Source organism: Pseudoclavibacter sp. JAI123 (assembly GCF_013409665.1).
Lineage (GTDB): Bacteria > Actinomycetota > Actinomycetes > Actinomycetales > Microbacteriaceae > Pseudoclavibacter.
This window is the reverse complement of sequence record NZ_JACCCM010000001.1, coordinates 686,240-707,868: the sequence shown is the minus strand read 5'-3', so window position 1 is coordinate 707,868 and position 21,629 is coordinate 686,240. Positions and strand designations below refer to the sequence as shown.

The window sequence follows — 21,629 nt, the reverse complement described above, 5'->3', positions numbered from 1 at the left end:
TTCGGGTCAGGCGGGGAGGGGTTCGTCGGCGAGCACGCGGGCTCGTCGTTTCGTCTTGGGCTCGTCGTCGTTCCAGGTGACGGCGTTCTGGAACAGGCGCATGAGGATGTACAGCGCGACGGCCAGCAGGACGAGCATGAGGAGCGTGGAGAAGATGCCAGGGATGTCGTTGGCGTCGCGGTTGAGGGTGAGGAGCATCCCGAGGCCCCGGCCGCCCATCGTGAACTCGCCGACGACGGCACCCGTGATCGACAGCGTCACGCCGGCGCGGATCCCGGCGAGCACGCTGGGCAGCGCCAACGGGGCCTCGACCCACCACAGCAGCTGGTACCAGTTGGCGCCGTCGATGCGTCCGGCCTCGATGACGTCCTGCGGCAGCTGCCGCACCCCGAGCACCGTGGTGACGATCATCGGGAAAAACGACATGATGGCGCACAGCACGACCGTGGGTGCGAGGCCGTAGCCGATCCACAGCACGAGCAGCGGGGCCAGCGCGATGGCCGGCACGGCCTGCGACGCGGCGACGTACGGGGTGATCGCGACGTCGACCCAGGGCAGGCGCGCGATGAGGTACCCGAGCGGGACGGCGACGAGGATCGCGAGGAGGCTGCCGAGCAGGGCCGCGGAGAGCGTCACCCAGGCGTGGGAGAGCATGGGCCCCTGCGTCACGTCGAGCCAGAAGCGCTCGGCGAGCTGTCCCGGCGCGGGGAGGAACTGCGGCGAGATGAGACCGGCGGCCGTGACGGCCCACCACACAGCGAGCACCGCGACCGCCACCGAGATCGGTGCGGAGATGCGTGCTGACGTCGTGTTCATCTACCCGGCTTTCGTGGAAAGCTCCGGGGATGACGAGGCGCGTGGGTTCGCCGAACAGGTCAGCGGATTCCACGAGCTGACGGTACGCCGAGGCGTGCCGTCACGTGCGCCTCCCTTCCGGACTTTCACCGTCGGTTCCGGAATTTCACCAGATCAGCCACTCCCTTGCGGGAGCAGGTCGCGGACTATCACCGCCGGCTCGGAATTACACCGACCCCGGAGCACGTGGACTCTGCTGTCAGAGTACGACAGGTCCCTGCGAAGCGCGACCTCGTGACGCTCCGCGTCAAGCGAACAGCCCTGCGGTATACCTCGGCGACGTCCCCGCCCCGAGACACGACCTAGCTGGCGGCCTGCGCCTCCGCGCTCTTCTTCGCGTTGCGGAGCTCGCTGGCGATGGCGGCAGCGGCGATGGGCTTCGCGAGGCCGAGGCGCTCGGCGATGCCGCCCGCGTCGAACTCCGCGTCCACCGTCACTCGGGTGCTGGCTGGCGTGATCGCCTGGGTGCGCACCTCGGCGGCGAACGACGCGCGCCCCTCGACCGACTCCCAGCGCAGGCGCTCGCCCGGCTCGTTGACGACGACCCTCGCGTCGATGGACCGGCGCTGGCCGACGAGCTCCACATCCCAGCGGATGAGGTCGGGGCCAAGCACCTCGACGTGCTTCACGATGCTGAGCACGCTGGGGAGCGACTCCGGCTCCGCGTACAGGCTGAAGAGCACGTCGACGGGTACATCGATGTCGATGGATTCACTCACGAAGGTCATGCGATCAGGGTAGTCGTCGCGCCCTGGGCTGCCGCCGGACTACTCGCTGGCAGCGAGCGAGCCAGTCGTGGATGCTCCCGGTGTGGAGGCGAAGCAGCGGTAGCTGCGCTGTCCTGCGTCCCAGTCGCCCTGGCTCAGCGGGTAGCTGGCCTCGATGACGAGTCCGGGGACGGTCGCCGCGACGGTCGTGTCGAGGACGTCCGTCGCCTGGCAGGTGATCTGGGCACGGTCGCGCAGCGCTTCCTCGCCCGGATACTCGTCGCTCTCGGAGAGGGGCGTCGCCTCGACCTCGGCGAGCAGCTGTCCGGAATGCTCGAGGGCGCAGTCGACGACCTCGAAGCGTGGCTCCCACGCCGACACGAAGTCCTGGATGCACTGGCCGGGCTCCAGCAGGGAGGCATCGACGCCGGCGAGCGGCACCGTCGTCGCGGGCGGGCCGGCGGTCTCTTCTGGCGGCACGGTCCCGTCGCCGAACGGCTGGAGCCAGACTCCGAGCGCGACCCCGCCGAGCAGCAGCACAGCGACGAGCGTCGCCAGCACGCCGCGGTTGCGGCGCTTCGCAGCCTGTTCGGTGGTACTCAGGCGAGGCCCAGATCTTCGAGGCCGATGGCGGCGCGGTACGGGTAGCCCGCAGCCTCGATGATGCCCTGCGCTTCCGTGGCGCGGTCGACGATAACGGCGACGCCGACGACGTTCGCGCCGACCTTCTCGAGGGCCTCGATGGCCTTCAGCGGCGAGCCGCCCGTCGTGGAGGTGTCCTCGAGCACGACGACCCGCTTGCCCTCCAGGTCGGGGCCCTCGACCTGGCGGCCGCGGCCGTGGTCCTTCGGTTCCTTGCGCACGACGAACGCGTCGACGACCTTGCCCTGCGCGAGCCCCTGGTGCATGACGGCGCTCGCGAGCGGGTCGGCGCCCATCGTGAGGCCGCCCACAGCATCCACGGGCCCGAACTCCTCGATGAGGTCGAGCAGCACGCGGCCCATGAGCGGAGACGCGCGGTGGTCGAGGCTCAGCTTGCGGAGGTCGATGTAGTACGTCGCCTTCTTCCCGCTCGTGAGGGTGAAGTCACCGTGGAACACGGCTTCGTCGCGGATGAGTTCGATGAGGGCGTCGCGGTCTGTCGTCACGGGGCCAAGCCTAATCGTCCGCCGCGCCCGTCAGTGCGCCGCGATGGCGTCCGCGATCGTGGCCCTCGGATGCGCGCGACGCCACTCCCGGAGGGCGGCCCCCGTTGGCAGGCCGTGGGCATCGCGGCTCGGGGTCGCGCCGCCACCGCCAGTTGCTGCGGCGGGCCTGGCATCGTCTGCGGCGGTCGACGTGGTCGCGTCGATCTCGCTGGTCTTCGTCACGCTCTTCGTCTTCATCACGCCTCCTCCGGCCGGCGCCTGGCTGGCCTTTCGTTGTCTCGGGATGCTTCCGGTCCTGCGAGTCGATCTGAGGCCAGCCCAGCAAGCCGGTCGACCTGCTGTCAAACGAATCGGGGGCTCATCGGCGTCTGCGCGGCACGGTCCGCGATTCCCAGCGAACTTTGCGAGCCCTGCGATGACGGCGATGTCGGTGCATCCGCTGCCACCGGGCGCACGCCCTCTGTGAGGTGCCCGTGAGACGCCGAAGACCCGCCCGCCAGGAGGTGGCGAGCGGGTCTCGGGGTCAACACGGGGCGAGGGTCAGCGGCTCAGGAAATCCAGCACGACCCGGTTCCACTCTTCGGCGTGACTGACGTTGACGCCGTGGGGCGCATCCGCCACGACGTGCAGCTCAGAGCCGGCGATGGCCTCGTTGGTGCGGGCCCCGGAGCCCTCGAACGGCACGGTGGCGTCGCTGTCCCCATGGATGACGAGCGTCGGCACCTTCACCGCCTGCAGGTCGTCGCGGAAGTCGGTGTTCGCGAACGCCGCCATGGCCTGCAGCGCGCCGGGCTTGAATGCCTGCTTCGTGAGGTCGATGGCCGCCTGGCGCTCCGCCTCGGAGACGACGAGCGTGCCGTCGACCGAGTAGAACGTGGTGATGAAGTCGTCGTAGAACGACTCCTGGTTCGCGGTGAGCGCGGCCGTCATCTTCGCGGCTTCCCCCGCTTCGAGGGGGCCGTCCGGGTTGGCGGGCGTCTTCAGCAGGTACGGCGGCACTGCGGATGCGAAGACGACGCTGTGCACGCGCTCGTCGCCGAACTTGGCGAGGTAGCGGGCCACCTCGCCGCCACCCATGGAGAAGCCGACGAGCGTCACGTCCCGCAGGTTGAGGGCCTTGAGGACGGCCTGCAGGTCGTCCGCGAAGTCGTCGTAGCTGTATCCGGTCAGCGGCTTGTCGCTGCGGCCGAAGCCGCGACGGTCGTAGGTCACGACGCGGTGACCTGCCGCTTCGAATGCCGGCACCTGGTGATTCCAGGCCTCTCCCGAGAGGGGCCAGCCGTGGATGAGGACAACAGGGCGGCCCGTTCCGCCCGTGTCGTCGACGTGGAGCTTCGTGTCGGTGAGCAGGCCGTGGTGAGCGAGGATCTCAGTCATTGGTTGCCTTCCCGCGCCGCACCCTGCGACGCTTCCACCATCATTCGGAACCGACCTCCGCGTCGGATCGGTGGCTCCTGGGCAACGTCCAGACTCGCGCGGGGTGGCTCGCTAGGTCAGACGTCGATCGAGAACGCGAGCAGCTGGAACGGCGCGCGGCCGTCACCCGGATCGACGGTGCGCACGCGCGACTCGAGGATCGAGAACCCGAGGCGCTCGTACAGCCGGTGAGCGCGCACCATCTGCGGTCCGCTGTTCATGACGACTCGACGGAGTCCGCGCAGCCGTGCGAGCTCGATCACGAGCGTCGTGAGCGCGGCCCCGACACCGCGCCCGCGGGCACCCGGGTCGACCGCGAGCAGTCGGAAGTCGAGCTCGTCATCACTCTGCGGCAGCGACGTGAGGTGCTCCCCCGGCTTCGGCGTCGCGACGGATCCGAGCAGCTCGCCGCTCCGCGCGTCCACCGCCACCCACACCTGGTGGGCCGCCGCGCGCTCGCCGACCGAGACGATGTCGTCGCGGTAGTTGCCGGAGATGGTGTACTCGAGCTCGTAGGCGCGCAGCGACAGCTCGGCGACGGCGTCGACCTCGCTGGGCCGCACGAGCCGCACGACGACGCCCGGGGCGGGTTGCAGCTGCAGCCGGTAGTCGACGTGCGGGATGCGTCCCTCGGTTTCGTCGGACTGGCGCGGCTCGTTGGTGCGCCGGTACCCGAGGCCCTCGTAGAGCGCCTGCGCCCCGAAGTTGCGGTCTCCCGTGTCGAGCACAAGCGCGGATGCGCCCCAGCCGAGGGCGGTCTCGCTCGCCGCGAGCATGAGGCGCCTCGCCACGCCGAGCCGCTGGGCGGTGGGCGAGACGGCCAGGAGCCGCACCTCGGCCTCGTCGGCGACCGCCAGCCGTGACGGTCCCGTGCCCGCCCGGGCGATGCTGAGCGTGCCGAGGATCTCGCCCGCGCGCTCCGCCACGAGCACGCTGCCCGCCGCGACCCGGCCTTCCACGTCCTGCACGAAGCGCCGCCGCTCCTCGCCGACGGGCAGGTGACCGTAGGGGCCAGCGGCGAAGGCAGCCTCGCTGACCCTGACCACCTCCGGCCAGTCCGCTGGCTGCGCTTCGCGAACCCGCAGTGGGGCGGGTGGCGTCGCGTGCGCGTCCTGGGTCGCGACGGGTGCGGTCTGCGTCATGCGGCGGATGCTCCAACGGGCTCTGCGCTGAAGGCACGACCGAGCTGCGCGTCGCCGTCGCCGTCGCCCCAGAGCGTCGTGGGGAACTCCTCGCGGAGCGCGGGGATGACGGCCGTCGCGAAGTACTCGAGCTGCTCCAGCTGCTGCTCGTGCGGGAGCGTCGTCGGCAGGCTGATCGACTGCAGGTCGTGGCCGAAGGCCCCGTGGAAGCGTCCGATCTTGTCGATCACCTGCTGCGGGCTGCCGACGAGCGCGGGCCCTTCGGCGATGGCGTGGTCGATGTCGCGGAAGACGGAGTTGTTGCCGGGCACGTTCGTCGCGGCGACGAGGGCCTCGTAGACGGGGCCGTACTGCTCCTTCGCCGCCTGGCTGGTGTCCGCGATGAACAGAGATCCGGCCCCGGCGCCCACGTACGCCGTGTTCGGGTCGTGTCCGTGTCGCTCGAACTCGTCGCGGTAGTGGCGCACGAGCACTTCGTAATTGCGCAGCGGCTGGATGGCATTCGCCGAGAAGAGCGGGTCGCCCCACTTCGCGGCGAGGGCCGCGGATGCGAGCGTGGTCGCCGAGCCGTGCCAGACACGCGGCGGTCCGGCATAGGGCCGCGGCAGGGTGGTGACGTTCGCGAGCGGGCGCGTGAACTCGGTGCCAGGCCAGTCGAGGTCGGTCTCGCGCCACAGCTCCCGTAGGAGCGCGTACTTCTCAGCGAGCAGCTCCCACTGGTCGTCGATCTCGAGGCCGAACAGCGGGAACTGGGCGACCTCGTTGCCCTTGCCGATCGTGATCTCCAGGCGGCCGCGGGAGAGCTGGTCGATGGTGGCGAAGTCCTCGGCCACCCGGACGGGGTCGAGGATCGACAGCACCGTCACCCCCGTCTGCAGGCGGATGGTCGACGTCTGCGCGGCGATGGCCCCCAGGAGCACACTCGGCGACGACGACAGGAAGCGGCCGGCGTGGCGCTCCCCCACCGAGAAGGCGTCGAAGCCGAGTTCCTCAGCCCTGCGCGCGAACTCGAGCGTCTCGTGGAGGCGCTCCGACGGTGTCAGCTGCTCCCCCGTGACCGGGTTCGCGACGTACGGGACGATGTCGAGGACCTGGAACTTCACGCGGGCTCACTCCCCGCGTCGTCGCCGGCCTTGGACAGCGGCGTCTTCTCGCCAGCCTCGATGCCCACCGGCAGCCGGTTCTCGGCGGGCGGCAGCGGGCACGTCGCGAAGACCGTGTACGCGCACGGCAGGTTCACGGCGCGGTTGAAATCGACCGTGACGCGGCCGTCCGCATCCGGGGCCGACACCGACAGGGCGCGGTTCGCGGCGTACGTCGTGAGGCCGCTCGTCGCATCCGTGAACAGCACGAGCAGTGAACCCGCCTCGTGACCGTTGAACGCCGTGAGCGAGAACCGCTCCCCGCGCAGCTCGAAGGTGACCTTGCCCGGAGAGGAGTACACGTGCTCGAGCCCCTCGACGGCCGCGCCGACCGTGACGTCGCGGGGCTCGTCGAACGCCTCGAAGCTGCCCTCGGCGCGCCAGCGCAGGTTGGGCAGGTACGTGGGGGTGCCCGAGTAGGAGGCCAGATAGTCGTAGTCGGGGTCGCGGGGGCGCACGATCGTGAAGCCGCCGCGCTTGGCGATCTCGATGAGCACCTTCCCGGCGCGGGCGCTGACCCCGTCGCGCTCGGCGATGCACGGGAAGCGGTGAAGGCGCGGACCCTGCAGGAGCAGCCCGTCGGCCTCGAGGGTCTCGCCGTCTGCGAGGTCGACAACCGCCTGACCATCCTCAAGCGACCAGGCACCTGGGATGCCCTCGATGGCCTGCGGTTCCTCCGAGAGGAACGTGAGGCTCGTCACCGCGAGGAAGCCGTGCCCGTCGGTGCGCCGCTTCTCGTGCTCGACGTGCCACGCCTCCCAGTCTCGGTTGAACTGGGCGCGATCGACGGATGCGTCTTGGACGAGGGAGGCCGAGGTGCTCATGCGGGGATGGTAGGCAGACCCCGCCCGCAACCGTAAGACCGCAGCTACGCCGGACTACTCAGGGCGTCACATAGCGCAAGGCGAGACCGCGGTTCGTGCGACACCGCGGAAACACGCCGGACATGAACTTCATTCGTTCGCGTAACACCACGGCCTCACAGGCGAAACAGCCTGAGCGCAAGCTGAGTGCACCCCGACGCCCACGGCGTCCCCTTGCAGAGAGGTCTACAACGATGGATCAAGGAAATACCGCATTCATCCTCTTCGCGGCGGCGCTCGTGCTGCTGATGACACCTGGACTCGCCTTCTTCTACGGCGGCCTCGTGAAGGCGAAGAGCGTGATCAGCATGATGATGATGAGCTTCGGCGCGATCGGCCTGATCGGCGTGCTGTGGGTGCTCTACGGCTACTCGATCGCCTTCCCGGCAGCTGACGGCCTGAGCCCGCTCTTCGCGATCGACCCGTCCGCGATGGGGCTCTCCAGCCTCCTCGAGGTCCCGGAAGACGCCGCCTACCCGCCGCTCGCGTTCGCCGCCTTCCAGGCGACCTTCGCGATCATCACCGTCGCCCTCGTGTCCGGCGCCATCGCCGACCGCGCGAAGTTCGGTTCGTGGATGATCTTCGCCGGCATCTGGGCGACCGTCGTCTACTTCCCCGTTGCCAGCTGGGTCTTCAACTTCGGCCTCGCCGACGACGGCTCCTTCGCCTACGGCGGCTGGATCACCTACGGGCTGCAGGAGACGTTCGGCGTCGGCGTCATCGACTTCGCCGGTGGCACGGCAGTGCACATCTGCGCCGGTGCGGCGGCCCTCGCCCTCGCCCTCGTCCTCGGGCGTCGCGTCGGCTTCGGCAAGGGAGCGCACGTCCCCCACAACCCGCCCTTCGTCCTCCTGGGCGCCGGCCTCCTCTGGTTCGGCTGGTTCGGCTTCAACGCCGGCTCCGAGCTCGCCGCTGACGGCGTCGCCGCCCTCGCCGTCGTCAACACCATCGCGGCCCCCGCGGCGGCGCTCCTCGCCTGGCTCGTCGTCGAGAAGATCCGCGACGGCAAGCCAACCTCGGTCGGTGCCGCGTCCGGTGCCGTCGCCGGTCTCGTCGCCATCACCCCGGCCTGCGCATCCCTCGACCCGGTCTGGGCGATCCTCCTCGGCGTCATCGCCGGTGCGGTCTGCGCCCTCGCGATCGACTTCAAGTTCAAGCTGGGCCTCGACGACTCGCTCGACGTGGTCGGCATCCACCTCGTCGGCGGCCTCATCGGAACCCTCTACCTGGGCTTCTTCGCCAACGGAACCGGCCTCTTCCTCGGCGGTGACGGCACACAGCTCCTCGTGCAGGCCATCGCAGCCTTCGCGGTCATGGCCTACTCCTTCGTCGGCGCGTTCATCATCGGGTTCGTCATCCACAAGACGATCGGCTTCCGCGTGAAGGACGAGGACGAGATCGCAGGCCTCGACACCGTCTCGCACGGTGAGGCCGGCTACGTGCTCGAGGATGCCCGCGTCTAGCATCCGCCCCGCACGACGAGCATCCGCTCACTGACCATGAAGGTGGCGGCACAGTCTGCAGACTGGCCGCCACCTTCTGGCCTCTCCCCCCCCGACAGCGGGGTTCCCCAGCAACTGAGCTTCGTAGATTGGATGCCGTTCGATGAAGATCGTCACGCCGCAGTCGCTGCCACGGGAACGGCTCGGCACCGACCTTCGCTCCGGGAGCGTGCACGAGATCTGGCGCGACCCGGACGACGAGGTCGATCCGAGGTGGAGCCTGTCGCTCGTCGACGTGAAACGCAACGTGAAGTCGCTGCACCGGCCCGAGGGAACCGTCGACCACTGGCTCGGCATCAGCGGCCCGCAGCTGCGACTCGTGGATGGCACCCGGCAGGAGAAGGTGCGGGCCGACCACCAGATCGTCGTCGAGTCGACGACCCCGCTTCTCTTGCTGCGCAGCTCCATCGGGCGCGCGAAGAGCACCAGGCTGCTGCGGGTGACCCGCAAGTCGGAGATGCAGCCCATCATCCTCGGCCGGGTCTTCGTGAGCGACCCCATCGAGTTCGACCCCGACGTTCGCGCCATCTACCTCATCAGCGGCCGCCTGAGCCTCGGCGGCACCGAGCTCGCCGAGGGCGAGGCCGCGATCTTCGACGAGTCCGCCCCACCGGTCATGCACTCGGACGGGGCGTTCGTCGCGACCATGGCGATTCCCTGCGTCGAGGTCGGCCATAAGTAGAGGAAACTCTATGATTTGTCAAGAGATTCGGCGCTAACTGCCAGGTTCAATAGCGTCGTCTGGCGCGGAAATGCTCACCGCATCCGCGCCAGACAACACTATGGGCACCTTCATCTATGACAACACACCAACCGAGTTCGACGACCGAGTGCTCGCGCACCTCGAAGCCGTCGTCGGAACGAAACTCAGGCGCGGCGAGTCGTTCCTGTTGAGCTGGCGCAACGACGCGCTCACTGGCGGCGGCCGCGACGCCGTCTGGATGAGCGCCAACGTCCCGGTCCTGTTCAACTACCGAGGCGAGCGGCCGACCGACCTCGACCGTCGAGTCCTCGCGCACCTGCTTCGCATGGCCAACAGCCCGGGCGGCGTCGTGGCGCCGAGCGCAGAAGAGCTCTAGCTCGCGTAGAGCTCCGCGTACCCCGCGACTTCGCGCGCGTACTCGGCCGGCAGGTTGTATGCCGAGATCGCCGTGTTCCACCCGTCGTCGGTGGTGAGGTCGCCGCCCCGCTCGCACAGGTAGGCGGCCGCCGTCTGCACGGCGTCGTCGATGTGGTGGGGGTCGGCGGCTCCGTCGAAGTTCGCGTCCTGCCCGTGCTTCGCCCACGTCTCCGGGATGAACTGCATCGGGCCGACTGCCCGGTCCCATTCGGTATCACCGTCGAGGGCGCCGCCGTCGGTGTCAGGAATCGCGAGGAATCCCTCGCTGCCGTCGAGGGGCACCCCGATGATGGGCGGCTCGACCTGGCCGGAGTCCAGCACCTGCGACCCGCCGTAGGTGCCGTGCTTGGACTCGACCGCGCCGATACCGGCGAGCGTGTTCCAGCCGATGCCGCACTCCGGCCGCGTCTCCGCGACCCGGATCGCGGCCCCCGCGTATGCCGAGAGGGCGCGGACCGGGATGCCCGTCGCATCAGACGTCGCCTGCACCCAGGCGGGCGAAGCGAGCTCCGCAACCGGCACATCCCAGATGCCGAACCCGGCCGACTCGGGCAGCTGCTGCGGCGGCGCCACCGGGTATCCCTCAGCGGCAGGGTCGAGGTAGGGCTCCGTCTGCACCTGCGGCTCCTGCACCCCACTCCCCACCTCGTCCTCGCCGTACGCGGGCGAGAAGAACGACCCGGCGCATCCCGTCAGCAACGAGGCCGACGCGACGCCGGCACCGAGAGCCGTGAGGAGACGGGCGCGAGCGGGGGAGCTTGCGGACGAGACGATGATGCGGGCCCTTCCTGGGGTCGGGACGTGGGGGTGCCTGGGGTCGAAAGGGACAGCGTACGTGCGGCCACGGACGCTCGACTGGATGCGCGCCGAGGGCCGCCACGATCGCGGCTCGCAGCTCCGGTCGCCGACGCGACCAGCAAACTTCGGTGACGACGGGGGCGTTCGCGTCCGTTGAGCGTCCGTCAGGCGCGAGTTGTCACCGAAGTTTGCCGCACGGCTGTCCGCCAGGAGGAGGTGGGCTGCGATCAGCGCGCGGCCCAGGTCAGAGCCCCGGAGGCGCCACGGGCTCAGCGACCGCTTCCTTCTTTTTGTCTGGCACGAGCTTCAGCCCGATGACGGCGAGGATGATGCCGGAGATGAAGACGGCCTTCCACGGGGAGAACGCTTCGTCCCCGGTCGCCATCGCGTAGATGACGGTGAGGGCCGCCCCGATGCCGACCCAGACGGCGTAGGCGGTGCCGATCGGGATGCGCGCCGCCGCCCAGCCGAGGCCGAGCATGCTGAGCACGACCCCGACGAAGAAGACGATCGTGGGGAGGGGCTGCGTGAACCCCTCCGACTGGCCGAGGGCGGTGGCCCAGACGGCTTCGAGGATGCCGCTGATGACGAGTGCGATCCACGCCATGGTCAGCTCACCACCTTGAGGCCGATGACCGAGCCGACGAGCAGCACGAGCAGCAGGACCCGTGCGACGGAAACCCGCTCCTGCTTGGTGAACATCGCCCAGATGACGGTGAGCGTCGCCCCGATGCCGACCCAGACCGCGTACGCGGTGCCGGTCGGCAGCTGCGTCATCGCCCACGCGAGGCCGGCCATGCTGATGGTGAGCGACACCAGGAAGACGACGACGGGGACGGGCCTCTTGAAGCCCTTCGAGGCGGAGAGCGCTGAGGCCCAGACGGCCTCCAGCATTCCAGACAGAATCAACACGAACCAAGCCACGACGGCTCCTTCTGAGTCAGTCTTGTCGTGGTGCGGGTACTGCTCCCTCGTCCGCAAGCCCGATTCCGGGGCTTCAAGGTCCAACGGTAGCAACAGGCCCGCCCATTGGCCAGGCCAGAGCCGCGTGCAGTGCGGATGCACAGGGCAGCGGATGCACCCGGCGCAGTTGCACACGGTGGCGCACCTGACAAGGGCGAGGAATGCCCTCCGGATGCGCGCAACAATCGGGGCATGTCCCCCACACCTGCCCCGTCGTCGACCCCGGCCCTCAAACGCGACGTCACGGGGCTCCTCCTGTTCGTCTTCATCCTCGGCGACGTGCTCGGGGCTGGCATCTACGCCCTCGTCGGCACCATCTCGGGCGAAGTGGGCGGCGTCACCTGGTTGCCCCTGCTGGTGGCGCTCGGCATGGCGCTCCTGACGGCCGCGTCCTACGCCGAGCTCGTCACGAAGTACCCCAAGGCGGGCGGTTCGGCGGTGTTCGCGCAACGCGCGTACCGCTCCGAGTTCGTGTCGTTCATGGTGGGGTTCTGCATGCTCGCGGCGGGCGTCGTCAGCGCGGCCAGCCTTGCTCTCGCGTTCAGCGGCGACTACCTCGCCACGTTCATCGACCTACCGCCGGTCGTCGGCGCATCCCTCCTGCTCGTGCTCATCGCGCTCGTCAACCTGCGCGGCATCAAGGAGTCCCTGCGCTCGAACATCGTCATGACCTGCATCGAGCTGACGGGCCTCGTCCTCGTGGTCGTGCTCGTCGGGGTGCTCGTCGGGAACGGCGGCGGCGACATCGGCCGGGCTGTGTCGTTCGGCGACGACATCAACCCGTTCCCCGCCGTGCTCGGCGCGGCCCTCCTCGCGTACTACTCCTACGTCGGCTTCGAGACGAGCGCGAACCTCATCGAGGAGGTGCGCGAGCCGTCGAAGGTCTACCCGAAGGCGCTGTTCTTCTCGCTGCTCACGGCGGGCTTCATGTACATGCTCGTCGGCACCGCAGCATCCATCGCCGTCCCCTCCGACGAGCTCGCCGAGTCCACCGGTCCGCTCCTCAACGTCATCGAGGCGACCGGGGTGCCCGTGCCGGCCTGGCTGTTCAGCGCGATCGCCCTCATCGCGGTCGCCAACGGCGCGCTGCTGACCATGATCATGGCCAGCCGCCTCACCTACGGCATGGCGGGCCAGGGGCTGCTGCCTCGCATGCTGGGGCGCGTGCTCCCCGGGCGACGCACCCCGTGGGTCGCGATCGTCGTCACCACGGTCTTCGCGATCGTGCTCACCGCGACGGGCGGCATCGCCGTGCTTGCCGAGACCGTCGTCATCCTGCTGCTCATCGTGTTCCTCAGCACGAACCTCGCCGTGCTCGTGCTGCGCCGCGACAAGGTCGAGCACGCGCACTTCAAGGCCTGGACCGTGCTCCCCGTGCTCGCGATCATCTCCTGCATCGTGCTCCTCACCCAGCAGAGCGGCGAGGTGTGGCTGCGCGGCGGCATCATCGTGGCCGTCGGGGTCGTCACGTACGTCGTGCTGCGCGCCGTCCGGCGCTCGAAGAACTCGCGAGCGGCGACGCCCGTGGAGTAGCCGGTGTCGCGCGTTCTACACCCTCAGCCCCGGTTCGCGGTACCCCTCTCGAAAACCCAGGTGCAGTTGATGGTCTCGCGGGAGCGGCGCATCCGCGTCGAACCGGAACGATGACGAGGAGACTCCCCCATGTACTTCCACGCACAGACCTGGATCAACGACATCGCCGACGGCGAGCCAGACCCCGCGGCCGCGAATGCCCTGCAGGAGGGGCTCGGCGGGCAGTTCGGGGAGATGCGCACCATGATGCAGTACCTCTTCCAGGCGATGAACTTCCGCGGCCCGACGGCGAAGCCGTACCGTGACCTCATCCAGGGCATCGGCACCGAGGAGATCAGCCACGTCGAGCTGATCGGCACGACCATCTCCCGGCTGCTCGACGGGTCGCCCGAATACACGGGCAAGCTCACGGACCCGCTCGACAAGCCGGGTGCCGGCGGCGCGACGCCCCTGAAGATCGCCCTCGACACGAGCAACATCCACCACTACCTGGTCGGCGCTCAGGGTGCTCTGCCCGTGGACGCGGCGGGCAACCCGTGGAGCGGCAGCTACGTCTACAACTCCGGCAACCTGCCCCTCGACCTGCTCTACAACCTCATGCTCGAGTCGACGGGGCGCCTGCAGAAGTGCCGCATCTACGAGATGACCGACAACCCGACGGCGCGTGGCACGATCGCCTACCTGATCGTGCGCGACCAGGCGCACGAGAACGCGTACGCGAAGGCCCTCGAGACGCTCGGCGTGAACTGGAAGTCGCTGCTGCCCATCCCGAAGACGAACGCCGAGTCGTTCCCCGAAGTGAAGGAGCTGCTCGACCTGGGCTTGCAGAGCAAGCAGTACTCGTTCGACCTCGACGGCAAGTCGGAGGCAGGGAAGATCTTCCAGGGCGACTCGCCTTCGAAGGACGGCACGACGTTGGACGCTTCGGAGCAGGCCCCCGCCGGAGCTCCGTCGTTCATCGCCCACGAGCGTCTGGAGGAGTTCGCGCCTGGCCTCGACACCGACCTGCTCGCCCTCATCCAGGCGACCGCAGAGCTCGAGCTCTCCGAGATCAACGGGTTCTACGGGCCGACGACAGCGTAAGTCCGGGGCACAGGCCTGGGCAGGGCAGCCCAGCTCCTCACCGCAGCTCCTCCGCTCTGCAGCTCCTTGTCGCCGCACCGCGCGGCGGCGGGGAGCTGCGGGCGTTCACGAGAGGCGGGCAACGAATCGGAGCCCGGTCAAAACGGTGGAGGGTCGAGGCCCGGCATGATGCCCGGCTCCTCGCCGGTCCTTGGTCCAAGCCCGGGCCCGGGCTGCTGCACCCGGTAGGCAGTTCCTCCGATCTCGAGGCCCGGTTCGCCGGGCGGGGAGGGTCCGAAGGTGACGCCCCTCGGTTCGGGAACATCCTTCAGCGGGATGCCCGTGGGCGATATCCATTCCATGACTCCGCCGGGCAGCTGGCAGACCTCCCAACCGGTGTTGCCTTTGACCGTGTGGTTCCAGCGACAGAGGTCAGCGAGGTTCACGAGGCTCGTCGGCCCGCCTTCAGATGCCGGGATCGTGTGGTCGAGGTCGCAACGCTCTGCGGGGAGCCGGCATCCCGGGAACCTGCAGTGCACATCTCGAGCCCGCAGCCACGCGCGCATCGCCTCCGTCGGCCGGTAGCGGTCGACCTCGACGACCGTTCCAGTGATCGGGTGGGTGAGGATGCGCTCGGAGGCCGGCGCGTTGGCTGCGCGCGCCTTCGCGACGCTCATCGGGATGGGCGTGACGCCGTCGAGGAGCGCGGGCGTCGTATCGAGCGCACGGCCGTCGCCGTCGACGTCGCCGTGCTGAGCGTGGAGCATCGCGAGCACCGGCAAGGTGATGGACACCTTCGCGGTGATGCCCGCCGCTTCCGGACAGGTCGTCAGCCTGCCCGTGAGCAGCAGCTCGGCAAACACGTCGGCCCGCACCTGGTGGAAGGTCCGCGGGTCGTCGGAATCAGAGCCCCGCGCCGCGATGATGGCCTTCGCGATCTCGGACAACCGCCCATCGATCGCCGTGAGCACCGGCAGCGAGTGCCGAGCGCCGAGCGAGCCCATGCCATCCGCCTCACTCAAGACGAGCACGGCCCGGGACGTCATCGACTGCTCGTAGCGTTCCTCGAGCGACGACGCCGTCAGCCGCTCCGCCTGCTTGATGGCGAAGTCCTTCAGCCTGCCAGGTGACGTCGAACGCGCCTTCTCGAGCGCGAGCTGCACGAACAGCTCGCGGCGCGCGGCCTGTTCCGCGGGGTCCTCGTGCACGACGATCGTTCCCGCCTCGCACACGATGCGGGCATGCGCCATCGACACCTCGCCCGCCGCGAGCGCGGCATGAACGAGCGGGAAGTCCTCAGTGAGGATCGCCGAGCGGCCCATGATGCCAGACACCGCCTGCCTCGAAGTCTTCGTGACCGCGGCGATCTCCGCCTTCCACGAGCGAAGCGCCCACTCCTGCTCGAGTGTGCCCTGGCGCTCGTCCTCTGCGAGGGCCGTCCGCGCCGCGAGTGCGTAGACGCGCGCCTGCTCAGCCTGGGCACGGGCGAGATCAGCGTCGGCATCGGCGATCGACCGGACCACCAGGAAGCGCTCGAGCATTCGCACGCGCTCCACCAGCGAGTCGGGTGGCCTCCACCCCTCCGGGATTCTCGTCGCGAGTGCTTCATCGATCATGCGATCAGCTTCCACCCGACCACCGACATTCTTGGTCCGGTCCGAGGAGATCGTTCGGGAAGCTGCCGACACCCTCCCCGCATCCGCTGATGCTCGCGCGGTACAACAGGTCGATGCAGACGTTCCTCCCCTATGCAGACTTCGCAGAATCCGCGCGGGTGCTCGACCGGCAGCGCCTCGGCAAGCAGCGCGTCGAGACCCTGCAGGTCATGAAGGCGCTGACCGTGCCCGGCTACGGGTGGCAGCAGCATCCCGTCGTGAAGATGTGGATCGGCTACGAACGGGCCCTCCTCGACTACCAGGGCGCGTTCTGCGCGGAATGGGTGGGACGCGGTTACGCCGACACCTGCGCCGAGAAGACGCTTGCCGTCTTCGAGGAGGCGGCGACCAGCAGAGGGCCGGACTTCAGGGTGTCCGACCCTCCACCTTGGCTGGGCGACGAGGCACTCCACGAGTCGCACCGCTCGAAGCTCATCGCCAAGGACGAGGAGTTCTACGGCGCTCTGTTCCCCGACGCGGAACGCGGCCTCGACTACGTGTGGCCCGGCGTCACCTCGAGTCCAAGCTCGAACCCACGCTCCGACCCGCACTCGAGCCATCGCTCGCGGGACTGACCCCGCCGGCCCGCTGACCGCGCGTCAGGTCGGACGGCCGCGCCCCGGATCGCGATCGCGATCGCCGACGAGCGAGCATCCCGACCGTGACGTCGACGGCCAGGAAGACGATCAGGCTCACGCCCATCAGCGGCAGGAACATGCCCAGCGCCACGGCCACGGCGAGCGCGAGCAGCATGCCCCACCTCGGCGCGCGGCGCAGCGCTCCACGAGGCGGAGCGGCACCGACCAACCGCGACGGGTCGTGCCTCGGCCGACGCTGCCACCACATCACGTACCCCCACACGACCATCGCCGCCATACCCACCGCAACCGCGAAGAGGACCAGCTGATTGGCGAGGCCGAACAGCGAACCCATGTGCAGGTCGATGCCCCAGCGGCTGAGCTTCGCGACCGGCCCGAACTCTGCGAAGTCGACCCGGTCGACCACCTGCATGGTCGTGCCGTCGATGGCAACCGCATCCACCTCCGTCGGGAAGCTGCGCTGGATCTCCTGCACGACCCACGCCGTGCCGGGTTCCGCCGGCGGCCGGATCTCGACGAGCCCGGTGTTCACGTTCACCTCGCGCGCGATGGAGAGCACCGAGTCGTAGGCGCCCGGGCTCAGCTCGCCAGCATCGAGGCTCGGTGTCACACCCCCGTGCCCGTGGCCAGCGTGCTCTGCGTGCTCATCTGCGGCCGCGGCGCCGGCGCCGTCGAGGCTCGTGCTCAGCGCGGGCGTCGTCCATCCCACCGCGGCTCGCAGCTCCGTGAAGTTCGCTCCCCCGTGCTGCGACCACGTGATGCCCGTGGCCGACAGGAACAGCGCCCCGGCCAGCACCCAGATGCCGGTGGATGCATGCAGGCTGCGGGTGCGCGCGAACCCCGTCGCGAGCAGGTTCGGCCGCAGCAGGTTGCGCTGCTGCGTCGCCCGTTTCGCCGTTCGCGCCCGCCGGTACCTGGTGGCCCAGAGCCCTGCCCCTGCAAGCGCGACGGCCCCGAGCCAGGATGCCGCGAGCTCGCTGTAGAGCCGGCCAGCATCACCGAGGTGCAGGCTTCGGTGCAGCTCGGAGATCCAGGTGCGCAGCGGCAGCGAACCGGACGTGCCGTAGACGGGCAGGTCACCGCGCACCTCTGCCGTCGCGGGGTCGAGGAACACCGCCCGCGTCGTGCTCTCCCCGAGCGTCGCATCCGCGTACATGACCCGCGTCGTATCGCCCGGGTTCGGGGCCGGACGCACGGCGACGATCGTCTCGTCCTGCCCGACGTGCGCGTCTGCTGCCTTGATCTGCTCTCCGAGCGGCAGGGCGCTCTCGGAGACCGGCGCATGCAGCTCGTGATCGTAGACCAGCTGCTCGAGTTGCGGGGTCAGCGCGTAGAGTGCGCCGCTCAGCGCCGCCACGAGGATGAACGGGCCGACGAAGACGCCCGCGAGGAAGTGGAGGCGCATCAGCAGCTGCCCGACCCATCCCGTGCTCGAGACGCGCCGGGCGCGCGGTCTTGGTCCGCTCATCCGAGGATCCCCTCGCCGACGTAACCGCCTTCCGCGCATCCGGGCGGCACGACGAACACGGCAGACCCGATGGGCGTCGTCCACTCGTTGAGCAGGTCGAGCTCGTCGAGCCGCTGCTGGATGGGCACGAATTGCGCATCCACGTCCGCCTGGAAGGCGATGAAGAGCAGCCCCGAGTTCGAGATCTCCTCCCCCGTGGGCGCATCGTCGTAGTTGTAGGCGCGACGGAAGAACCGCTCCGACGCGTCCTCGGATCGCGCCCGCCGGATGTGCGAGAACTCGGCGATGACGGGAAACCCGGCCGCGTTCTCGGCCGAGAAGTCCGGCTCATCGTGCTCGTCCGTGCCGGTCAGCGGGGCGCCGTTCGCGAGCGTGCGGCCAACCGACTGCTCGCGACCGCTGCGGTCGAGCCTGTCCCACTTGTCGAGGTCCATGCGGATGCGCCGCACGACCATGCCCGTCCCACCCGCGAACGCGCCCTCGCGAATCCAGACGAGCTGCTCGAAGTCGAGCGTCGGAGGCGCCGGGTTGACGGTGCCGTCGACCTGCCCGAACAGGTTCCGCATCGTGGTGCCCGGGGCCTCCGACCCGCGCGCCCGGCGGAACCCGGGCTGCGTCCACCGCACCGTCGCGAAGCTGCGCGTGTCCTTCAGCAGCATCCGCAACGCGTGGGCGACCGTGAACGGGTCGTCGGACGCGACCTGCAGCAGCAGGTCGCCGTCGCTCCACGCCGCCTCGAGCCGATCGATGCCGAACGGCGGCAGCGGGCGCAGCCAGGCGGGCGCCTGCATTGCAGTGGTGGATGCGCGCCGCACGAACTCAGGACCGAACCCGAACGTCACCGTCAGGTTGGCCGGCAGGTGCGCGAGCTCGGGTTCGGAGTCGGCCAGTGCCGGCTCACCCCGGGTGAGGCGCGCCGCATCGTCCGTCAGGAGCTGCATGAGTCGCCGCAGCCCATCGCGGTCGATGCCGTCTCGCAGATCGAGGGCGGCGAGCGTCGCGTGCGCCTGCGGCACGGTCGCGATGCCCGCCTGGTGCGGCCCGTAGAACGGGACGACGCCTGACCCGGTCAGCTCACCGGCACCGGCCGGGCTCGCGTCGGCAGCCGCATCCGCTGCGCCCGCTGGCTCTTGGCGTCCCGCGAGACGGAGCGCCTGGTCGGCGCCCACGGCCGCGACCGCGCCGAACCCGGCGACAGCACCCCCGAAGAGGAGCTGTCGCCGAGTCGGGCGGGGGCGACCAGGGCTCTGGTCGCCGGGCACTAGCTGTTGTCCGCGTCGTCGCCGTGCTCGGCGTGGTCCATGTCGGAGTGGTCCATCTCCATGTCGCCGCCCATGTCGCCGTCTTCGTAGTTCTCGTTGGCCCCGGCGTAGTCCTTGGCCGGGGCAGTGAAATTGAGGGTCGACTCGTCCGAGAACGTGAGCGTGAAGCTCAGCTCGTCCCCCGCGACAACGGGCTCGGGCAGGTCCATGAGCATGATGTGGTTGCCCCCGGGTTCGAGCGTCAGCGTCTCGCCGGGGGCGATCGTGAACCCGCCACCCTTCTCACGCATCGTCATCTCGCCCGTCTCGTTCTCGACGGTCTCGTGCAGTTCGAGCGCGGTGGATGCGGGGCTCGCGACCGACACGATCGTCACGTCCCCCGCACCCGTGTTCTCGATCTCGCCGAACGCCGCTGACATGCCGGAGTCGGCGGCCTTCACCCAGGCGTTCTCGACGGTGACGGATTCGGCGGCGGGACCCGCCGAGGCGGCGTCGGGGGTGGCCGTCGACCCGGCGGCCGTGCATCCGGTGAGGGCGAGCGCAGCAGCAGCGAGGAGGGCGGCCGCTGCGAGGGGGCGAGGGAGGTTCGTGGTGGTACGGGTCATGAGCGTGGTTCCTTTGCGGAGAGAGAAGAGAGAAGGAGTGGCGGCGGCGTCAGCGCGCATCGGTGTCGGCCTCAGCCGATTCAGGCTGCGCCTGACCGCCCTTGCGTGCCCGGACGATCAGCCAGGCGACGCCGAGCGCGACGAGCGCCCCGAGCGCGCCGATGAGCAGCATCCGCGGCACGTCGAACGCCGCTTGCGAGGTGATCTCGGACGTCGGCTGGGTCGTCGCGCCGGAGGGTGACTCGGATTCGGAGGGCGCCGCGTCAGTGGGGGCGGGGTCGGCCGTCGTCGGGTCAGCGGTGGCCGGGTCCGAGGGTGCCGGTGCCGCGGGCGCGTCCGCCGCCGTGGGATCGCCGACCGTGAACTGGATGGTGCCCGTGATCGGGTGCCCATCTGAGGAGACGACCCGCCAGTTGACGGTGTACGCGCCGTCGGGCAGGGTGTCGTCGACGGCGCTCGTGACCGTCGTCCCGTCGATGACGGGCTCGCCGGTCGCCCAGTCGCGGCCCGCGGCGTCCTGCAGCACGATCATCGGGCCGATCTCCATGATGTTCGCGGAGTAGCTGAGGGTGATGCCCGCCGGCGACGCGTCGAGCGACGCGTCCGGCGATGGCGAGCTCGCGATGAGCTGGTCGTGCGCCTGCGCTGGGGTCGCACCGGCGAACCCCAGGAGACAGGCCATGAGCAGCGCGATGGCCGTGACGGCGAGTCTCCTCGGTGCTGTCGGCGCTGCTGTGGTCGGTGTGCTGCCGGTCGTGGATGTTCTGCGCGTCGGGAGTGTCCGGCGCGTCGTGGATGTTGGTGCTGAGTCGAAAGACATCTCGAGAGTTCCTCGGGTCTGTCCGCCCGCGCACGAAGGCGTCGCGCGGAAGGCGCGCGAACGTCACGGACGGAGAATGATCGACGCCGACCGGCACCAGACAGCACCTCAGCAGGGAAGCTGAGACGAGAGCTGTGGCGCTAGTTCGAGGTCGCGAATGCTGGGAGCATCGCGACCGCGGGCGGGCCTCGGCGCCGCAGGGTGCGCGCAGCGCGCACCGGCAGCGCGGGCACCCAGGGCAACTCGAGCGGCGCCGAGTCGATCACCGCGGCGGGGCGCACGGCGCGAACGAGGAGCAGGAAGATGCCGCGAACGAGCGGCCGAAGCAGCTCGACGGCGGCGTGCCTCACGCGCGCGAGACTCGCGAGGAGGGCCTCCCCGAAGTACAGGGCAAGCGCCGTGAGCACCGCGGCGAACGCGTGCATCGCCCACATGAACGGGCCGTCGTGTCCGAGGTGCAGGGCGGCGGTCGGGGAGCTGACGCCCGAGCCCGACGCGAAGTCCGCCATCGCCGACGAGGCCGCGAGCTGGCCGTGACCCGCGTGCCCGGCATGCGCATCCGCTGCGCTGGCCGAACCGCTGGCGGCCGGCGGCGTGCCCAGCACGAACAGCGTGTGGAAGAGGAACTGGCTCGCGCCGACAGACAGCGCGAGGCGGAGCGAGTCGGTGCGGATGCGCGCCAGCAGCAGGCAAGCGAGCACGGCCAGCGCAAACGGCAACGCGACGCCGAGCAGGCCGGGCATGCCGCCGCCGGCGAAGACGTGCGAGGCGAGCGCGATGAACGTGGAGACCGATGCTGCGACGAACGCGAGCCGAACTCGGCGCACCCGTGCGGCGTCTCGCGGCCGCGCATCCACGGGCGGGGCCAGGGCGGGGTCTCGGTCGAGATCGAGGTCGAGGTCGAGGTCGAGGTCGAGCGGGTCCACTTCCCCCACGGCGGGGGTCAGCAGGCCGGCGGAGGTCACGCCA

The 21,629-nt window shown here is 69.8% G+C and carries 24 protein-coding genes and 2 riboswitches; of the genes, 6 read left to right on the top strand and 18 right to left on the bottom strand.

The genetic code is table 11. The annotated features are described in order from the left end of the window. Positions 1-6: 6 nt before the first annotated feature. The 9 genes from HDC34_RS03430 to HDC34_RS03390 form a co-directional block, all read right to left on the bottom strand. A complete protein-coding gene (locus HDC34_RS03430; RefSeq protein WP_104310272.1) occupies positions 7-816 on the bottom strand; it encodes an ABC transporter permease in 810 nt (269 codons plus the stop codon). Between the two features lie 101 nt (positions 817-917). After that, positions 918-1,044: riboswitch (FMN riboswitch) on the bottom strand. Between the two features lie 113 nt (positions 1,045-1,157). Beyond that, positions 1,158-1,583 (bottom strand): SRPBCC family protein, encoded by a 426-nt coding sequence (locus tag HDC34_RS03425; protein WP_179555860.1) that lies wholly within the window; start codon positions 1,581-1,583, stop codon positions 1,158-1,160. Positions 1,584-1,622: 39 nt separating this feature from the next. After that, the gene (locus HDC34_RS03420; protein ID WP_179555859.1) at positions 1,623-2,123 is read right to left on the bottom strand and encodes a septum formation family protein; all 501 of its coding nucleotides are present in this window, start codon (positions 2,121-2,123) and stop codon (positions 1,623-1,625) included. A gap of 38 nt (positions 2,124-2,161) precedes the next feature. Then, positions 2,162-2,710 carry an orotate phosphoribosyltransferase gene (gene pyrE / locus HDC34_RS03415; RefSeq protein ID WP_179555858.1) on the bottom strand — a complete coding sequence of 183 codons (549 nt, stop codon included), beginning with the start codon at positions 2,708-2,710 and terminating at the stop codon, positions 2,162-2,164. A gap of 30 nt (positions 2,711-2,740) precedes the next feature. Continuing rightward, positions 2,741-2,947 carry a hypothetical protein gene (locus HDC34_RS03410; RefSeq protein WP_179555857.1) on the bottom strand — a complete coding sequence of 69 codons (207 nt, stop codon included), beginning with the start codon at positions 2,945-2,947 and terminating at the stop codon, positions 2,741-2,743. 303 nt (positions 2,948-3,250) lie between these two features. Next, positions 3,251-4,087 (bottom strand): alpha/beta fold hydrolase, encoded by an 837-nt coding sequence (locus tag HDC34_RS03405; protein ID WP_179555856.1) that lies wholly within the window; start codon positions 4,085-4,087, stop codon positions 3,251-3,253. 116 nt (positions 4,088-4,203) lie between these two features. Next, complete coding sequence (locus HDC34_RS03400; RefSeq protein ID WP_179555855.1) at positions 4,204-5,268, bottom strand: GNAT family N-acetyltransferase; 1,065 nt, start codon at positions 5,266-5,268, stop codon at positions 4,204-4,206. Beyond that, complete coding sequence (locus HDC34_RS03395; protein WP_179555854.1) at positions 5,265-6,371, bottom strand: LLM class flavin-dependent oxidoreductase; 1,107 nt, start codon at positions 6,369-6,371, stop codon at positions 5,265-5,267. Before HDC34_RS03395 ends, HDC34_RS03400 begins: the two co-directional genes overlap by 4 nt. Next, positions 6,368-7,234 carry a DUF1684 domain-containing protein gene (locus tag HDC34_RS03390; RefSeq protein ID WP_179555853.1) on the bottom strand — a complete coding sequence of 289 codons (867 nt, stop codon included), beginning with the start codon at positions 7,232-7,234 and terminating at the stop codon, positions 6,368-6,370. The genes HDC34_RS03395 and HDC34_RS03390 overlap by 4 nt, the downstream gene beginning before the upstream one ends. Positions 7,235-7,467: 233 nt before the next feature. Between HDC34_RS03390 and HDC34_RS03385 the strand changes: the two genes are divergently transcribed. The 3 genes from HDC34_RS03385 (at position 7,468) to HDC34_RS03375 (ending at position 9,854) form a co-directional block, all read left to right on the top strand. Further along, complete coding sequence (locus HDC34_RS03385) at positions 7,468-8,736, top strand: ammonium transporter (protein WP_104310262.1); 1,269 nt, start codon at positions 7,468-7,470, stop codon at positions 8,734-8,736. A 142-nt stretch (positions 8,737-8,878) separates the two neighbouring features. After that, positions 8,879-9,457, top strand: coding sequence for a hypothetical protein (locus HDC34_RS03380; RefSeq protein WP_179555852.1), 579 nt, complete (start codon positions 8,879-8,881; stop codon positions 9,455-9,457). A gap of 70 nt (positions 9,458-9,527) precedes the next feature. Further along, positions 9,528-9,854, top strand: a complete 327-nt coding sequence (locus tag HDC34_RS03375; RefSeq protein ID WP_257023066.1) for an ATP-dependent DNA ligase — start codon at positions 9,528-9,530, stop codon at positions 9,852-9,854. Here the strand turns inward: HDC34_RS03375 and HDC34_RS03370 are convergent. The 3 genes from HDC34_RS03370 to HDC34_RS03360 all read right to left on the bottom strand — a co-directional run bounded on the left by HDC34_RS03370 (position 9,851) and on the right by HDC34_RS03360 (position 11,617). Continuing rightward, positions 9,851-10,513 carry a lytic murein transglycosylase gene (locus HDC34_RS03370; RefSeq protein WP_308807251.1) on the bottom strand — a complete coding sequence of 221 codons (663 nt, stop codon included), beginning with the start codon at positions 10,511-10,513 and terminating at the stop codon, positions 9,851-9,853. The genes HDC34_RS03375 and HDC34_RS03370 overlap by 4 nt on opposite strands. A gap of 424 nt (positions 10,514-10,937) precedes the next feature. After that, positions 10,938-11,300, bottom strand: a complete 363-nt coding sequence (locus HDC34_RS03365; protein ID WP_179555851.1) for a multidrug efflux SMR transporter — start codon at positions 11,298-11,300, stop codon at positions 10,938-10,940. Positions 11,301-11,302: 2 nt separating this feature from the next. Continuing rightward, positions 11,303-11,617, bottom strand: coding sequence for a multidrug efflux SMR transporter (locus tag HDC34_RS03360; protein WP_179555850.1), 315 nt, complete (start codon positions 11,615-11,617; stop codon positions 11,303-11,305). A gap of 10 nt (positions 11,618-11,627) precedes the next feature. Beyond that, a riboswitch (guanidine-III (ykkC-III) riboswitch) is annotated at positions 11,628-11,694 on the bottom strand. A gap of 154 nt (positions 11,695-11,848) precedes the next feature. Here HDC34_RS03360 and HDC34_RS03355 point away from each other — a divergent pair. Both HDC34_RS03355 and HDC34_RS03350 read left to right on the top strand, forming a co-directional pair. Then, on the top strand, positions 11,849-13,189 hold the full coding sequence (locus HDC34_RS03355) for an APC family permease (RefSeq protein WP_179555849.1): 1,341 nt from the start codon (positions 11,849-11,851) through the stop codon (positions 13,187-13,189). 129 nt (positions 13,190-13,318) lie between these two features. Further along, positions 13,319-14,272: a manganese catalase family protein gene (locus HDC34_RS03350; RefSeq protein WP_179555848.1), complete on the top strand. Its 954-nt coding sequence runs from the start codon at positions 13,319-13,321 to the stop codon at positions 14,270-14,272. Between the two features lie 137 nt (positions 14,273-14,409). On the opposite strand, the gene HDC34_RS03345 is transcribed toward HDC34_RS03350, so the two are convergent. Then, positions 14,410-15,867 carry an HNH endonuclease signature motif containing protein gene (locus HDC34_RS03345; RefSeq protein ID WP_179555847.1) on the bottom strand — a complete coding sequence of 486 codons (1,458 nt, stop codon included), beginning with the start codon at positions 15,865-15,867 and terminating at the stop codon, positions 14,410-14,412. 113 nt (positions 15,868-15,980) lie between these two features. Between HDC34_RS03345 and HDC34_RS03340 the strand changes: the two genes are divergently transcribed. After that, positions 15,981-16,481 (top strand): MSMEG_6728 family protein, encoded by a 501-nt coding sequence (locus HDC34_RS03340; protein ID WP_179555846.1) that lies wholly within the window; start codon positions 15,981-15,983, stop codon positions 16,479-16,481. Here HDC34_RS03340 and HDC34_RS03335 read toward each other — a convergent pair. From HDC34_RS03335 to HDC34_RS03315, 5 genes are all read right to left on the bottom strand, one after another. Then, the gene (locus HDC34_RS03335) at positions 16,417-17,973 is read right to left on the bottom strand and encodes a PepSY domain-containing protein (RefSeq protein WP_179555845.1); all 1,557 of its coding nucleotides are present in this window, start codon (positions 17,971-17,973) and stop codon (positions 16,417-16,419) included. The genes HDC34_RS03340 and HDC34_RS03335 overlap by 65 nt on opposite strands. Continuing rightward, positions 17,970-19,235 carry a Dyp-type peroxidase gene (locus tag HDC34_RS03330; RefSeq protein WP_179555844.1) on the bottom strand — a complete coding sequence of 422 codons (1,266 nt, stop codon included), beginning with the start codon at positions 19,233-19,235 and terminating at the stop codon, positions 17,970-17,972. Before HDC34_RS03330 ends, HDC34_RS03335 begins: the two co-directional genes overlap by 4 nt. After that, positions 19,235-19,840: a copper chaperone PCu(A)C gene (locus tag HDC34_RS03325; RefSeq protein ID WP_179555843.1), complete on the bottom strand. Its 606-nt coding sequence runs from the start codon at positions 19,838-19,840 to the stop codon at positions 19,235-19,237. The genes HDC34_RS03330 and HDC34_RS03325 overlap by 1 nt, the downstream gene beginning before the upstream one ends. Positions 19,841-19,889: 49 nt before the next feature. Then, positions 19,890-20,660, bottom strand: a complete 771-nt coding sequence (locus tag HDC34_RS03320) for a copper resistance CopC family protein (protein WP_179555842.1) — start codon at positions 20,658-20,660, stop codon at positions 19,890-19,892. Positions 20,661-20,800: 140 nt separating this feature from the next. Beyond that, positions 20,801-21,625, bottom strand: coding sequence for a hypothetical protein (locus tag HDC34_RS03315; protein ID WP_179555841.1), 825 nt, complete (start codon positions 21,623-21,625; stop codon positions 20,801-20,803). Positions 21,626-21,629 lie beyond the last annotated feature (4 nt).

What these genes read in the sequence shown, in the direction of transcription:
- HDC34_RS03430 (WP_104310272.1), bottom strand. Translation starts at nt 816, where the DNA reads ATGAACACGACGTCAGCACGCATCTCCGCACCGATCTCGGTGGCGGTC.
- HDC34_RS03425 (WP_179555860.1), bottom strand. Translation starts at nt 1,583, where the DNA reads ATGACCTTCGTGAGTGAATCCATCGACATCGATGTACCCGTCGACGTG.
- HDC34_RS03410 (WP_179555857.1), bottom strand. Translation starts at nt 2,947, where the DNA reads ATGAAGACGAAGAGCGTGACGAAGACCAGCGAGATCGACGCGACCACG.
- HDC34_RS03405 (WP_179555856.1), bottom strand. Translation starts at nt 4,087, where the DNA reads ATGACTGAGATCCTCGCTCACCACGGCCTGCTCACCGACACGAAGCTC.
- HDC34_RS03400 (WP_179555855.1), bottom strand. Translation starts at nt 5,268, where the DNA reads ATGACGCAGACCGCACCCGTCGCGACCCAGGACGCGCACGCGACGCCA.
- HDC34_RS03390 (WP_179555853.1), bottom strand. Translation starts at nt 7,234, where the DNA reads ATGAGCACCTCGGCCTCCCTCGTCCAAGACGCATCCGTCGATCGCGCC.
- HDC34_RS03385 (WP_104310262.1), top strand. Translation starts at nt 7,468, where the DNA reads ATGGATCAAGGAAATACCGCATTCATCCTCTTCGCGGCGGCGCTCGTG.
- HDC34_RS03380 (WP_179555852.1), top strand. Translation starts at nt 8,879, where the DNA reads ATGAAGATCGTCACGCCGCAGTCGCTGCCACGGGAACGGCTCGGCACC.
- HDC34_RS03375 (WP_257023066.1), top strand. Translation starts at nt 9,528, where the DNA reads ATGCTCACCGCATCCGCGCCAGACAACACTATGGGCACCTTCATCTAT.
- HDC34_RS03365 (WP_179555851.1), bottom strand. Translation starts at nt 11,300, where the DNA reads ATGGCGTGGATCGCACTCGTCATCAGCGGCATCCTCGAAGCCGTCTGG.
- HDC34_RS03355 (WP_179555849.1), top strand. Translation starts at nt 11,849, where the DNA reads ATGTCCCCCACACCTGCCCCGTCGTCGACCCCGGCCCTCAAACGCGAC.
- HDC34_RS03350 (WP_179555848.1), top strand. Translation starts at nt 13,319, where the DNA reads ATGTACTTCCACGCACAGACCTGGATCAACGACATCGCCGACGGCGAG.
- HDC34_RS03345 (WP_179555847.1), bottom strand. Translation starts at nt 15,867, where the DNA reads ATGATCGATGAAGCACTCGCGACGAGAATCCCGGAGGGGTGGAGGCCA.
- HDC34_RS03340 (WP_179555846.1), top strand. Translation starts at nt 15,981, where the DNA reads ATGCAGACGTTCCTCCCCTATGCAGACTTCGCAGAATCCGCGCGGGTG.
- HDC34_RS03335 (WP_179555845.1), bottom strand. Translation starts at nt 17,973, where the DNA reads ATGAGCGGACCAAGACCGCGCGCCCGGCGCGTCTCGAGCACGGGATGG.
- HDC34_RS03325 (WP_179555843.1), bottom strand. Translation starts at nt 19,840, where the DNA reads ATGACCCGTACCACCACGAACCTCCCTCGCCCCCTCGCAGCGGCCGCC.
- HDC34_RS03320 (WP_179555842.1), bottom strand. Translation starts at nt 20,660, where the DNA reads ATGTCTTTCGACTCAGCACCAACATCCACGACGCGCCGGACACTCCCG.